This window comes from Clostridium sp. MT-14 (assembly GCF_042436595.1).
Classification (GTDB): domain Bacteria; phylum Bacillota; class Clostridia; order Clostridiales; family Clostridiaceae; genus Clostridium_B; species Clostridium_B aromativorans.
The window spans coordinates 1-13,514 of record NZ_JBHMIY010000018.1 but is presented as its reverse complement, the minus strand read 5'-3'; the positions used below and the strand labels follow the sequence as shown (position 1 = coordinate 13,514).

General features: G+C 34.7%; 12 protein-coding genes and 1 other annotated feature. Of the genes, 4 read left to right on the top strand and 8 right to left on the bottom strand.

Annotated features, from left to right (window positions below; genetic code table 11):
- Positions 1 to 8: 8 nt before the first annotated feature.
- Positions 9 to 695 (bottom strand): ABC transporter ATP-binding protein, encoded by a 687-nt coding sequence (locus tag ACFHWD_RS12740; protein WP_106010450.1) that lies wholly within the window; start codon positions 693 to 695, stop codon positions 9 to 11.
- 216 nt (positions 696 to 911) lie between these two features.
- Positions 912 to 1,154: a binding site (T-box leader), on the top strand.
- A gap of 160 nt (positions 1,155 to 1,314) precedes the next feature.
- Between ACFHWD_RS12740 and proB the strand changes: the two genes are divergently transcribed.
- Positions 1,315 to 2,163: a glutamate 5-kinase gene (gene proB / locus ACFHWD_RS12735; RefSeq protein ID WP_378062177.1), complete on the top strand. Its 849-nt coding sequence runs from the start codon at positions 1,315 to 1,317 to the stop codon at positions 2,161 to 2,163.
- A 115-nt stretch (positions 2,164 to 2,278) separates the two neighbouring features.
- Here proB and ACFHWD_RS12730 read toward each other — a convergent pair whose 3' ends face one another.
- Together ACFHWD_RS12730 and ACFHWD_RS12725 are read right to left on the bottom strand one after the other, a co-directional pair.
- Entirely contained in the window at positions 2,279 to 3,082 is an 804-nt protein-coding gene (locus tag ACFHWD_RS12730) for a hypothetical protein (RefSeq protein ID WP_378062175.1), read from the bottom strand.
- A gap of 63 nt (positions 3,083 to 3,145) precedes the next feature.
- Entirely contained in the window at positions 3,146 to 4,327 is a 1,182-nt protein-coding gene (locus ACFHWD_RS12725; RefSeq protein WP_229981698.1) for a DUF362 domain-containing protein, read from the bottom strand.
- A 429-nt stretch (positions 4,328 to 4,756) separates the two neighbouring features.
- Here ACFHWD_RS12725 and ACFHWD_RS12720 point away from each other — a divergent pair, with 429 nt between their 5' ends.
- Entirely contained in the window at positions 4,757 to 6,922 is a 2,166-nt protein-coding gene (locus tag ACFHWD_RS12720) for a YhgE/Pip domain-containing protein (RefSeq protein WP_179977513.1), read from the top strand.
- 26 nt (positions 6,923 to 6,948) lie between these two features.
- Positions 6,949 to 9,111: a YhgE/Pip family protein gene (locus ACFHWD_RS12715; RefSeq protein WP_378062173.1), complete on the top strand. Its 2,163-nt coding sequence runs from the start codon at positions 6,949 to 6,951 to the stop codon at positions 9,109 to 9,111.
- A 140-nt stretch (positions 9,112 to 9,251) separates the two neighbouring features.
- On the opposite strand, the gene ACFHWD_RS12710 is transcribed toward ACFHWD_RS12715, so the two are convergent.
- The 3 genes from ACFHWD_RS12710 to ACFHWD_RS12700 form a co-directional block, all read right to left on the bottom strand.
- A complete protein-coding gene (locus ACFHWD_RS12710; protein ID WP_378062171.1) occupies positions 9,252 to 10,148 on the bottom strand; it encodes a permease prefix domain 1-containing protein in 897 nt (298 codons plus the stop codon).
- 3 nt (positions 10,149 to 10,151) lie between these two features.
- The gene (locus ACFHWD_RS12705) at positions 10,152 to 10,487 is read right to left on the bottom strand and encodes a PadR family transcriptional regulator (protein ID WP_378062169.1); all 336 of its coding nucleotides are present in this window, start codon (positions 10,485 to 10,487) and stop codon (positions 10,152 to 10,154) included.
- Between the two features lie 165 nt (positions 10,488 to 10,652).
- Entirely contained in the window at positions 10,653 to 10,856 is a 204-nt protein-coding gene (locus tag ACFHWD_RS12700; protein WP_378062167.1) for a hypothetical protein, read from the bottom strand.
- A gap of 205 nt (positions 10,857 to 11,061) precedes the next feature.
- Here ACFHWD_RS12700 and ACFHWD_RS12695 point away from each other — a divergent pair, with 205 nt between their 5' ends.
- Positions 11,062 to 11,262, top strand: a complete 201-nt coding sequence (locus ACFHWD_RS12695) for an alpha/beta-type small acid-soluble spore protein (RefSeq protein WP_150355836.1) — start codon at positions 11,062 to 11,064, stop codon at positions 11,260 to 11,262.
- Between the two features lie 119 nt (positions 11,263 to 11,381).
- Here ACFHWD_RS12695 and ACFHWD_RS12690 read toward each other — a convergent pair whose 3' ends face one another.
- Both ACFHWD_RS12690 and ACFHWD_RS12685 read right to left on the bottom strand, forming a co-directional pair.
- Positions 11,382 to 11,819, bottom strand: a complete 438-nt coding sequence (locus ACFHWD_RS12690) for a hypothetical protein (protein ID WP_150355837.1) — start codon at positions 11,817 to 11,819, stop codon at positions 11,382 to 11,384.
- A 133-nt stretch (positions 11,820 to 11,952) separates the two neighbouring features.
- Complete coding sequence (locus tag ACFHWD_RS12685) at positions 11,953 to 13,365, bottom strand: amino acid permease (RefSeq protein ID WP_179977516.1); 1,413 nt, start codon at positions 13,363 to 13,365, stop codon at positions 11,953 to 11,955.
- Positions 13,366 to 13,514 lie beyond the last annotated feature (149 nt).

Genomic DNA, 13,514 nt, shown 5'->3' with positions numbered 1-13,514 from the left:
TTCTTTATCTAGTCATTTTGCAGACGTTTATCTGAAATTATATGTCCATCTTCAATAGTAACTATCCTGTCTGCCATAGACGCTATATTTATATCATGAGTAATCAGTACAAGGGTTTGATTGTATTTTTTAGCTGTATATTTTAAAAGTTCAATGACCTCCTTTGAATTTTTGCTGTCAAGATTTCCCGTAGGCTCATCTGCAAGAACCATGGAAGGCTTGTTTAAAAGAGCTCTTCCAATGGACACCCTTTGCTGCTGACCTCCTGACAGTTCAGAAGGAAGGTGCTTTTTTCTTTCCTCAAGTCCCAATAATTTTATAATTTCCTCCAAATATTTTTCATCCACCCTGTCATTGTCTAAAAGTGCCGGAAGTGATATATTTTCTTCTACATCCAGAACAGGTATCAGATTGAAAAATTGAAACACAAATCCTATTTTCCTCCGCCTGAATACAGCAAGCCTGTTCTCCTTGTAACCATAAATATTTTCTCCTTCAATTATCACTTTACCTGCAGTAGGCCTGTCAAGACCTCCCAGAAGATGCAAAAGCGTGCTCTTGCCGGAACCTGAAGCACCTACAATTGCTACAAATTCTCCTTTATTTACGGATAAGTTTATGTCTTTCAGTGCTTCTACTTTGTTTTCACCTTTCCCATATATCTTAGTCAAATTCTCCACCTTTAATATTTCCATTTTATACTTTCCCTCCTATCTATCTAAATTATAGATGAATTCCATCTCCAGCTCCATGTCTGCTGCCTTACAAAATAAAATGCCATCTTACAATTTTGTAATCTTTATATGGCTCCATCCAGTTTGTCTGTTTTCACAGATATCCATTATACACATCAATAATTCTTTACTTGATATTTTTTTCAATTAGTGTTATACTTTTAAAAAATAAATATTATAAATGCTGTGAAAAGAAATAGTAAGTATTTTAGATTTTAAGAGAGAAGTTGGCCGGTGTGAAACTTTAATGAAAAAATATTGAACCAGTCTTGGAGCTATGAACCGAAAGAACATCCAGTAGGCTTCATCGGAAATTCCACCGCTATCAGGAAAACAGTATCAAGATATGTCTTCGTACTGGTTGAGTGCAGTTCTTACTGAATTTAGGTGGCAACACGGAAAAGTATATTCGCCCTAAGTTGATTTTAATCAACTTAGGGCTTTCTTATTATAAAGTAAGTTTTTAAAAAAGATATCTAAATTAGATAATTAAACAACATAATCATTTTATCATATTTAAATGAGACCAATATTCAATTATATTCTATAAAAACTAAAATACAGAAAGGATTGGCTTATTATGAAACTTATAAAAAATCGTATAGTCATAAAAGTGGGTACATCTTCTATTACAAGTAAAAATTATGGAATAAATTTTCAGCACATTGATAAGCTAGCTCAAGTCTTATCCGGTGTCCAGAATTCAGGCTATGAGATCATCCTCGTTTCATCCGGAGCCATTGCCGTGGGAACAAATAAAATGGGGTTGATTGAGCGTCCCAAAGAACTCAGAATAAAACAAGCTGCTGCTGCTGTAGGGCAATGCGAACTCATGCATATTTACGATAAATTCTTCAGCGAATACGGTAAGATTGTTGCCCAGATACTTCTAAGTGAAGAAGATGTATACCAGGAAGAAAAAAATCGCAATCTGATAAACACATTCGATTCCCTTTTAGAGAGAAATATTATTCCTATTGTAAATGAAAATGATTCTGTAAGCCATCGGGAAATTGAATCCAGCCAAAAAATATTTGGTGACAATGATACACTTTCCGCAATAGTAGCCGTACTTTGCAGGGCAAAGAAATTAATTCTTATGTCAGATATAGATGGGCTCTATGAAAGTGATCCAAGGTTAAACCCCAACGCAAGACTTATCCAACAAGTTAGTAATATTGATGAAAATATCCGTAAACTGGCAAAAGGTTCTAGTTCAAACCGTGGTACCGGTGGAATGATCACAAAGCTTGATGCAGCCCAAATTGCCACTTCACATGGCATTGATATGATTATAACCCAGGGTCAAAGACCAGAGAATTTATACAGTATTATTGAAGGTAAACACATAGGAACTTTATTTGTTGGAAAAAACAAAGACATTCTTCACACAAAGCACCGTGTTTTGACAGCTCCTATTCACATATGACCGTCAAAATTAAAATTTATAAACTGGGAACAACACTAAGATATAATACAGCTGCAGCAAATATAACATATCATGCTGCAGCTGTATTATGTTTGTAATTTCTATCAATGTCATTTCAATTTCTTCTAACAGCTACAAAAAATAGGCTTACCAAAAAGGTTATCATAGAGAATATCACTGCCACAACTAAAAAACTCGTTACTAAAATATTATATTTTATCAAATTAACCTCCTGAATATATTTCGACAATCCAAAAATATTCAATATAAACAGTATGAAAAATATAGCTGTCAATCCTATTGAAGCACCTCTTATATCGGCCAAGCTCAGCGATATATGAGAAGATATGCATATGGATATAAACAGAAATACATAAAAATAAGGATTTTGAAAATTTCCAGTTGAGAAAATATCCTTTACGAGTCCTAGATAGGAATGTGCTATTCCCATAACTGTGGATTTATCTATTGTCTCCACATGAATATTTCTCATTAAGATATTCATAAAATTATTATAAGTTTGCGGAATACTCACATACATCAGAGCAACCATGCAGGCAATGCCCCCAAAAATGGGGGCTATCCCTATAAAAAAATTTCCTATTTGCTCATAAATACTGTTTTGATCATAACTGTGCTCTACATATCCCATGACACCGTTGGCATCCGGCTTTTGAAGCAATTTGATGGCAGTAATTCTATGCCCAAACAGCAGTGCAGCTATTCCATGGCTGAGTTCATGTATGGGTACTCCAATAAAACCAGTTACCATTACTGCCTTGTTGCCAAGACTTCTTTGAAAATTTATCAGTGAATAATTTCTGAGCATGCCCAAAAGAAAACCTACAAATATCATCATACCTGTCAAATTGGCAGTTTCTACACAAGTCTTAATGAACAGTTGTATTAAAAGCTTCAAATCTCATCATCTTTCTTTCTACTTCTTCATACCTGTATAAATAAAAAACAGCCAATGTATTCATCAGCGGGAACAGGCTAATTTATCAAGGATTTTTCTCAAAAATGGAGTTTTTACCTCAATTGCCTTTTGAGGGCACATTTCCTGACAGCAGTAACATCGGATACATTTGTCATAATCGTACTGGGGAATCGTTCCCATGTCCTTATCAAGTTTTATGGCCTTTCCTTCTACAGGACAGCTATTTACACATATTCCACAGCGGATACACCTTTCCTCTACTACATAGGGTCTCTGCCTTATGAGCTTCATAAGCCATTCAACTCTATGAAAACCCGCTTTTTTTATATCTCCACGATAGACATCAAAATTCATTTTTCCATATTTCTTGACAATCTCCTCTATTGGTTTTTCTCCTTGAGGAGTTAAAATCTCTATATTCTCATCATGCCAGTTTCCAAGTCCCCATACTTCTCCGTTTACATTGGTGGGCACTGATTCTGGGTCAAGATTGATGAGCCTGCAGAAGACGCTGTCAAGAGCCACCGGATCCCCGGACATGAGGATAATATTCATCTTTACAGGTCTTCCCGACGAAGGTCCATTTCCCTCCATGGCCACAATTCCATCCATAATATGGAGTCTTGGCTTTATCATTACATGCAGATCACAGAGCATTTTTGCAAATCTGTCTGCATTCTGATACTTTGCATGACTCAGCCCCTTGTTGAAACCATATATGCAACCAAATATATTTTTCACAGCTCCAGTAACACGTTCTAGGGCATGGGTTTTCATTTTACAGACATTTATAACTGCCTCAGCATCTAAAGCCCCCCTGCTTATTACAAAATTTTTTGCAACTTTTCCCTGTGGAAAATCAACTTTTTCTCCCTGCCTAAAATCAGCTTCCTCAATTCCCAATTCTTCAGCTGCTCTGGCAATTCCAGCAGTATTTGATATTTTCGTAGGATTGCCATTTCCCGGTGAATCACCATATGAAATCTTATTATATCCACTTTCCTTCAGAACTCTTGCCACAGCTTTAAAAACCGACGGATGAGTTGTTATAGCTTGATCCGGCACTGCCCTTTTTAAAAGATTGGGTTTTAAAAGAATTTTTTCATCTTTTCTCATAAAATTTTCTATTCCACCTAGAAGCTCCAGCCCTCTTTTAACGGTTCTATATACTTTATCTTCATCATAGTCAGTACATTCAAGTAGTATAACTCTACTTTTTTTCAAATTACAATCCCTCCTTTTCTTCATTTTCTCATAAGGCAAACTTATCCAGGTGCATAACAGTACTTGTCCCCCACCTTATGAAGTTGGGAATATTAACAATGTATTCTTCGGATAGATGTCCTTTTGTTAGACATTACACCATAACTATATAATGTAATTATAACATTATTTCTATGGAAAATCAGACATAAAAAAGACACCTTAAGACTTCTCTTTCCAGAATTAAAAGCTATTTTTCATCTTGATCTTTGAGCTCATCCAAAATTAGAATACAGATTAGTAAATAAGGATACCATATAAATACTCAAAAAATTTACCGGTATAAAAATAATTATTTTAGGTAACTTTAGCCGTTTTTATAACAACATCAATTTCAATTAAAACATTTAAGAAACACATTTTCCAGTTATTTTATAGGAGTGATATGAGATGATAAAGAATATCATAAGTATATTTAAAAGAGATATAAAAACCATCATAAAAAATAAAGCGGCACTAGCAACTGTACTAGGATTATGTATAATGCCCTGTTTATATACACTGGTAAATGTGAGGGCAATCTGGAATCCTTACTCCAGTGCCAAATTGAGTAATATTTCTATAGCCGTGGTAAACAGGGATCAGGGTGCTCTATTTCAGGATAGAAATATCAACATGGGAGATGAAATTGTAAATAATCTAAAAAAAAATCATAATATTGGATGGAAATTTGTCGACTCAAAAGAAGCCGATCAGGGAATGATGGATGGAAAATACTATGCTGAAATTGAGATACCTGAAGATTTTTCCTACGATCTTTCAAGTATAATTACGGATAATCCAAGAAAGGCTCAGATATTTTATAAATCAAATACAAAGACCAGTCCTATGGGAAGCAAAATCACCGAAGGTGCAGTTAACTCCCTTGTGAGCTCCATAAAATCCAATTTTGTATATTCAGTAAACAAAGCTATATTTTCTTCTCTGAATATTATAGGGAAAAAAGCAGAAAAAAATAAATTTCAGATAATAGACCTAAAGAATTCAATAATAGCTCTAGGTGACAATATGGACCTCGTTACAGCTGTACTTGGAGGCATAAATGACAATGCCAGTGATATTGCACTGATTCTTACTCAATTAAAACCCATTATTTCTACGGCCGGAAATATAAATATAACAAATCAAGTACCTGTCGGCAATAAAGAACTTATAAAATCAATAAAATCTTCCCTAAACAATTCCTTTGACAACATTCAAGTAAACTTCAACAATGCCAAAGCAGATATTTATAGACTTCAGACCCTTGCGGACAATTTGAATTCATCAATTGAAGATGTAAATTTCTCTAACATAAACTCCACAGCGGACAAGATGAATTATCAGATAGATATGTTAAATGGAGAAGTTGACTCCATAATAGATTTTTTGCAGACAGTAAACGGGTTTGCACACAACAGCAGAATATCAAATCTTTTAAATTCCTTAAATGATGTAAAAAGTCTTTTGAATATTGAGAGGAATAATATAAATAATCTTCAGCAGAGTTTAAACAATACAAATCAGATAAACAGCAGCTTGAATAATTCTATAGTTCACAATACATGGAATGTGAGTTTGAAGCTCATTGATTCTGTCAACCAGTACAATAATGAAGTAAAAGGAGAGTTAGATGCAATAACTGATGATTTAATAGCATCCTCAAATAATTCTGCCGATATTTTAAAGACTGCAGAATTTATGAATAAGCGGGGCATCAAATCTATAAATACCTTGATAGATGGAAGCAGACTTATAGCTGATTCCTCTGGAAAACTTGAGAATCAGCTTCTTCAATTTAAAAAGCCTATTATAAATGCCAGTAACAAACTAAAACTTACAAATAACAAGGATATAGTGAAAATAATAACCATACTTCAAAACGATCCTGAAATAATGGGAAATTTTATGGCCAATCCATTTAATATAAAGGAGGAAAATATTTATACAATTCCAAACTTCGGATCAGCATTTGCACCTACTTATATGACAATTTCCATATGGGTTGGATGTACCATGCTTGCAGCAATGCTTAAAACAACTGCAGCCAAATTTGAAGGATCTGAAAATCTATCATTGAAAGAGGAGTATTTTGGAAAGATGCTGCTTTTCGTTTCAATTTCTATAATACAATCTCTTATAATTGTATTTACCACTAAATTTATACTCCATGTTTATACTGAAAATTTCTTCCTTATGATAATTTTTGGATTGATTTCATCCCTGGCATTTTCGACAATAGTATACAGTATGGTGTCCATATTTGGAAATCTTGGAAAGGCAATTGCTGTCTTATTAGTTGTAGTACAGCTTGCAGGGAGCGGTGCTACTTATCCTATACAGCTTAACCCATTAATTTTTAGAATATTTCAGCCTTTCTTTCCGTTTACCTACAGCCTAAGCGGATTTAGAGAATCGATTGGAGGGCCTCTTATAAGTACTGTAGTCATAGATTTTTCAATACTTGTTCTTATGTCTGTAATTGCCGTATTGGTGGGATTGTTCTTGAAAAAGCCTCTCTATGGGATAATGAATAGATTTCATAGTAAATTTATAGAGTCAGGTATTGGAATATAAATATTGATAATAGGAGTGACACCAGCATGAATACTGTATTTAAAATATTAAAGAGGGATCTTAAAAACATAACAAAAAATTTTGCTGTGCTCATAACGATTATAGTATTCTGCTTTCTCCCATCCTCCTATGCACTTGTAAATATAAAAGCGTCCTGGGATCCCTACTCAAAGGCCAATACCAGCAGACTTCCCATTGCAGTTGTCAACAAAGATGAGGGCGGCAGCATTAATGAAAGGACTATAAATGTAGGAAATGAGATTATAAACGAGTTAAAAAAAGACAGGAGTATCAACTGGGTTATCATAGATGAATGGCAGGGAAATTACGGGCTCAATACTGGAAAGTACTATTCATTGATAGAAATTCCTGAAGATTTTTCAAGTAGACTTCTCACGCTTGCCACCTCGGAGCCTCAAAAGCCAAATATAGTATACAGAGCCAATGAGAAATTGAATGCAGCGGCTACTGAAATTACAAGCCAGGCAAAAGATGTACTGGCAGATCAGATTAAATCAAACTTTGTAAAGATAAGCAGCAGAGAAGCTCTCAAACAGATGAATTCTATCGGCAAAAAGTTAAACAATTATAAACCTGAAATTTTACAAATTAAAGATTCGCTGGAGGATTCCATCACAGCTATAGATAAAGCAAAAAAATATCTGTCGGAGGTAAACGAAAATTCAAGGGAGATACAGGATTATTTAAATAAGCTTAAAAATGACACCCCAAGACTTTCCAGACAAATTGAAAACCTTCAAGATATTGTAAATCATGGCAAATCCCTTGTACAGTTCTCAAAAAAGGCTATAAGTTCAGCACAGAATAATCTGTCAGGCGGGATAAATGAACTTCAGAACCAAAACACTCAGCTTCAATCCCGTTTGTCAAGTCTTGAAAATACGGGCAGTGAATTTGTAAATCCTGCTGTCATAAACAATACTATAGATCAGCTAGATAATCTAAATGATTCGATGACTGAAAAAATTGACAGCAGTCTCAAAATACTCAATGCCATAGATGATGTACTGCCAAACAATGGTGCAGTGGAACTCATAAATGCCCTAGCTAGAATGAAGAACTCCGTACAGATGGAAAAAGGTTATCTTGCACAATTGAAGCAGCTTGTGAACAGTAATGGTTCAAACGAAAGTAGAGATTCAATTATAGCTCAGCTCTCTAAAATGAGAAATGAATTGTCATCAGATGCAGTGAATATATCCAATGTTTTTTATTCAAATACCAGCCAGACTCTGAACGACATGAGCAGTAATATTGATAGGAGTCTGGAAATTTATGAGGGTATACTTCAATCTACAAGAACGATTATTCCTCAGCTCAATTCACTGGCAAACGCAGGTGCCTCTATCAGCGAAATATCAATATCACATGTAAACCAGATAAACAAAAGGCTTGGAGATATTCAGAACAGATTAAACCAGCTAAGCGAAGATACGAATATGATAAATGAAAAGAATATTGATCATATAATAGAAATACTGGAAAAAAGCCCTGAAATTTCAAGCCTATTGTCATCTCCGGTAGAGTTGAAAAATGTTCAGCTCTATAATCTCGGATTATTTGGATATGGAGTCACTCCTTTTTATACTACGCTGTCAATATGGGTAGGTATACTTCTTCTTTCAATTATACTTACGCTGAAATGCAAAAAATTTGGAGATGGAACAAAGGTCAGCATGATTCAGGAATATTGTGGAAAACTGTTTCTTTTCACGGGACTTTCTTTAATACAGACATCTATAACCCTGCTTGGAGAATTTTTGCTTCTGGGAATAAGACCTGTGAATACACCTGCCATGATAGAAGTTGCATTTGTGGTAAGCATAACATTTTCCATAATAATATTTACATGTATATTTATATTGGGAAATGTAGGAAAGGCCCTGGTTACAGTTCTTATGATATTCCAGATTTTTGGAACAGGCGGCATATACCCTCTTGAAATTATTTCAGCAAGGCTTGCCAACATGGCGCCATTTTTACCATTTACCTATTCCATAAATGGTTTCAGGGAGGCAATTGGAGGCCCCAACTGGGATCATCTTCTTAAAATATTTGGAATGCTTGGCTGTTTTACAGGAACATTTCTTCTGATTGCCCCCCTTAAAAAGGTATTTCAAAGACAGATACAGCAGATGGAAAATGACTTTAAAAAATCACAGCTATAATGTGAGTTTATTTGTGCCTACAACAAAAAAATATTTATAATCATACATTCCACGGCAGCATCACACCCATATTTATCAGCAAATATTACAGTTGTAATTCCCGCTGGCATTACAGTTTTGCCAGCATATTTCTTCTACAATCAGGATCTATTTTTCATTTTGATCTTTGAACTCATCCAGAGTTCTATAAGTACTTCACAGGCAACTGCAAATAAAAATACAACCCAGGAATATTTAAAACCAATTATAAAACCCAATAATACAAAAAGCGCCGCCGAAAACAGCCAAAGTGCTCCGGATAAAAGCCCTCTCTGCTCCAGGGTTTTTGCATCTCCACATGCAGTAGCATAATTCTCCTTAAACATTCTTTCTCTCTCCAATACCCAGGGTTTATGTCTTTCTTTTTCAGTGAGCAGTAAAAATACAAGCACACAGAGACCTGGAATTACAAAAGGCATAAGACTTCCAGATACGGATTCAAGCCCCATTCCCTCCATAAAATACAGCATGGCCGAAACACAAACTCCAAACACAATCACAGCAGATGAAATGCCATATATCAGGGCACGTTTCCATTCCATAGGGAAATCGGTGTTTGTTTCCTGAGTAAGGCCCAAAAATACAAACATGGCTGTGGAAATTGAAATAAATACCGTTAGAGTAGATACCCCCGTGGATATTTCACCTGTGCTAAAATAAGTTGTGAATGCTGATATTATAGCAAACAGCGCAATGGCACCTGCAGCTGCATAACCAACAGCATGCTTTTTGTCAACCTGTATTCTTGAATGTACATACATTTGGTCAATGACCTCCTTCCTCTTCTGCCGGCTTATCTGATCTGCAATTTTAGTAATATCACCTAGTTCAGCTGCTGCCTTTTCAAAGGCTTTTTCATCAGACTCGCTCTGATTTTTAAACTCTTTAATTCTCTCCTGCAGATTGATTGCAATTTCTTCCTTGAAATCCTTGAGCTCGGGAGTATCTTCATAATCCCGGAAAAGTCTATCTATATAAACCTGAACTTTCACATCCATTTTTCATTCCTCCTCCAACAATTTATTGAGTATCCTCTGAGAGAATTCCCAATCTTCCTTATTTTGCCTGTAAAGTTCTTTTCCCTTTTCAGTAATTTTATAGTATTTACGCCTCCCTCCCTGAGATTCATCTCCCCAGTAGGAAGTAATGTATCCACTCTCCTCCAGCCTCCTATAGCTTGAATAAAGGGTCGCTTCTTTCATTTCAAATTGATTTTGAGTTTTTTCCATGATAGATTTGTGAATTTCATATCCATAGCTGTCACCTTTTCTCAAAATGGCCAACACAATGGTATCTGTATGTCCCCTAAGCAGATCTGACGGTGTTTTTAAAACCATCTCATCACCTCCCCGGTATATTTCTTTGACCATCCAATTATAATGTATATCATATTATTATGATTGTCAATATACTTTGATGAAAAAATTGGTCAAAATCATTTAAGTATAATTTTGACCAGCTCTTTTAAAACCTGTAAGATAAACAATACTGAATTTTAAGCTCTAAACTTTGGATAATTTCTCTATTAAACTTTCAACATTTTTTGCAGATATATATTTATCACCCTTTTTAACTAGAACTTTCTCATGACATTTTGAGCATTTGTGGAGACAATCTTTTGTTTTGAATTCAATTTCATTATCCTTTAGAATCCTGATTAAATCCTTGTAATTCAGGGTATGCTTGCACACTTTAATTTTTGACATATGAACACCTTCTCGCACTAATTAAAATCAATTATTTTATAATAACCATTATACTCTAATGTATATAAATTTTCCATGTTTATCTGTTTTTGTTCTTGCAAATATCTGCTAAATATTTCTCCAATTTCATAGACTAACTTACTCATATATACAAAAACTAAAATGTCACCAAAAATATATTACAAATTAAAGGAGGCTTTTGTTCATGTCAAATAAACCTTTGGTTCCAGAGGCAAAAGAAAGATTAAACAAGCTTAAAATGGAAACAGCAAATCAATTGGGGATTGATTTGAACAAAAAATATATTGCAGGCTTAACCTCAAAAGATGCTGGAAAATCAGGCGGCACTATTGGCGGACAGATGGTCAAAAAAATGGTCCAGTCTTACAAAAACAGATTTAAGTAATAAAAGTCCATACTCAATTTGAGCATGGACTTTTCAGATTGTAGACAATAAGATACGATTTTAAATTTAAAGATCCCAGTTTATCTATGATACAGTTCACTTCTGATATTAATTCCATATTATATTAAATCCATAGCTGTCTCTTTTAATAATTTTATTTTGCATTCAGGATTCATAGTTATAAAGTCATTGATATTCTTGGTCATTTTAAAATAATTTATAAAATCCTGCTGCTTAGCATTATCTATATTAAGTTTATATGCAATATTATCTAAAAATTTTATTTCTTTCTCATCATATGATCCATCTGCTAAAGCCAATCCAAGTAATTCAAAATAAAGTATATTTTTAATTCTGTCTGTAGATGATGCTAATTCTTCAATAGCTGATTCATATGTTAGTTTTTCTATAGTTTCATTGTTTAAAGAAAGTTCTTTGATATAGTCATCTATCAATATTTGCTCACTATGAGCAAACACTTCATCTGCATTAGCTAGAGCCTGAACTAAGTTAATAAAGATAATGGATTCTCTTTTATTAAATTCATTTATAAACATATTGGTCACCTCATTTTAAATTTAACATACATTATTATAATATTATATCATAATAAAAGTGCTGTTCACAGCGATTTAAAAAATCGCTAATGCAGCAGCACCTTTTATTTCAACTCTCTCATTCTCATAATTATTATTTATCATCCATATTTTGTTTTGGGTTTTTCTCATCCTCCATCAACTCTTCAGAAAACTCAGTAGATAGTCCTGCAGTATTTCTCTTTACATTTTGATACTTGAATTTTTTTATATTTTCATAATATTTTATTCCTGAATAGATCAGCGAATAAAATAAAATTATTATTATTCCTGCTATAAGTCCCTGAGATTGCCCCGGAACAAAAGGCATACTAAAAATAACAGCAACAAGGGCTGCCATTGTGAACCAATATGCATATCTATTTTTTATCTTTCTTCTTTTAGAAAGTTTAATTTCTGAAGCCAGAATCATGACATAGGTAAAAAGCAGTGCAAATCCTCCCGAACTCACTAAAAATAAATAAACTTTTGGAAATAAAAGTCCCAGCATCAATCCCAAAAGCATTGCAGCACCTGAAAAAATCATCCCCCTATAGGGGACATCTCTTTTGTCCTTCAATAATTTAGGTGCAAGACCTTCCTCTGCAAGAGAACGAATCATTCTCCCCAGGCCAAACATAGCTGCCAGCATAGTCGAAAGTATGGCAGTAAACATAACTATATTTATTGCATTCCCGGCCCAGCTTATTCCCCACCTATCCAGAGCCACAACCATAGGACTTGCATTTTCAGTAAGTATTCCTGTAGGTATCAACGGAAGAAGCACAGCTACAGAAACTATGTAAAGTCCCAATAAGCTCAAAACAGTATAATTGATGGCTCTTGGAATTGTTTTTTTAGGATTGTCGGTATCTGCAGCAGCCAGGCCTATTATTTCAAATCCTGCATAGGCAAACATAACTGTAATCATACTTCCCAGTATACCTTTTATACCACCCGAAAGCAGTGGTTCATATCTCAATTCACCTACACCCACCGGAGAATTTCTTCCAATAAGTCCCATAATTAAAAGCAGACCGATAATTATAAATGACACTATAGCCAATAATTTAAATGCAACCAATCCACTTTCAAACTTGCTCAATTTATCGGCTCCAAGTAAATTAAGCAGTGTAACCACAACAATTACAGCACTTCCAAATAGTCCAATGGGCACTCCCGGAAACCAGCTGCGCACTAAAATGGAAATAGCAGCTGCCTCACTGGACATAGCCAGGATCATGCCAGTCCAGTAAACCCATCCCAAGGTGAACCCAGCACCTGATCCAAAAGCTTTCGCAGCAAATGACCTGAAAGATCCTGATGATGGATATTTTTCCGTCATATCCGAGAGTGCGGAAAGTATAAAATAGACTAAAATTCCTGCTACTACATAGGATATCATAATAGCAGGTCCTGCAGCATGAATAGCAACTGATGATCCGATAAAAAAAGATCCTCCAATTATGGTACCCAGTGCCATCATAGTGACCTGCCATGCAGACAGACCTTTGCGTTTGTTTTCCACTTAATACCACCTCAAGTTTATATAATCTTGAGTATAGTATTTCTTAAAATATGAAAAACATTCTGTCTTTCATATAAATAGCTAATGAAATATTTGTAAATTGGATTGTGAACTACCACCACTTATAGAAGTGGATGGCTTCTTAGTCA

Excerpts from the sequence above, each read along its gene's own strand:
- ACFHWD_RS12740 (WP_106010450.1), bottom strand. The coding sequence starts at position 695 with ATGGAAATATTAAAGGTGGAGAATTTGACTAAGATATATGGGAAAGGT.
- proB (WP_378062177.1), top strand. The coding sequence starts at position 1,315 with ATGAAACTTATAAAAAATCGTATAGTCATAAAAGTGGGTACATCTTCT.
- ACFHWD_RS12720 (WP_179977513.1), top strand. The coding sequence starts at position 4,757 with ATGATAAAGAATATCATAAGTATATTTAAAAGAGATATAAAAACCATC.
- ACFHWD_RS12715 (WP_378062173.1), top strand. The coding sequence starts at position 6,949 with ATGAATACTGTATTTAAAATATTAAAGAGGGATCTTAAAAACATAACA.
- ACFHWD_RS12710 (WP_378062171.1), bottom strand. The coding sequence starts at position 10,148 with ATGGATGTGAAAGTTCAGGTTTATATAGATAGACTTTTCCGGGATTAT.
- ACFHWD_RS12705 (WP_378062169.1), bottom strand. The coding sequence starts at position 10,487 with ATGGTTTTAAAAACACCGTCAGATCTGCTTAGGGGACATACAGATACC.
- ACFHWD_RS12700 (WP_378062167.1), bottom strand. The coding sequence starts at position 10,856 with ATGTCAAAAATTAAAGTGTGCAAGCATACCCTGAATTACAAGGATTTA.
- ACFHWD_RS12695 (WP_150355836.1), top strand. The coding sequence starts at position 11,062 with ATGTCAAATAAACCTTTGGTTCCAGAGGCAAAAGAAAGATTAAACAAG.
- ACFHWD_RS12690 (WP_150355837.1), bottom strand. The coding sequence starts at position 11,819 with ATGTTTATAAATGAATTTAATAAAAGAGAATCCATTATCTTTATTAAC.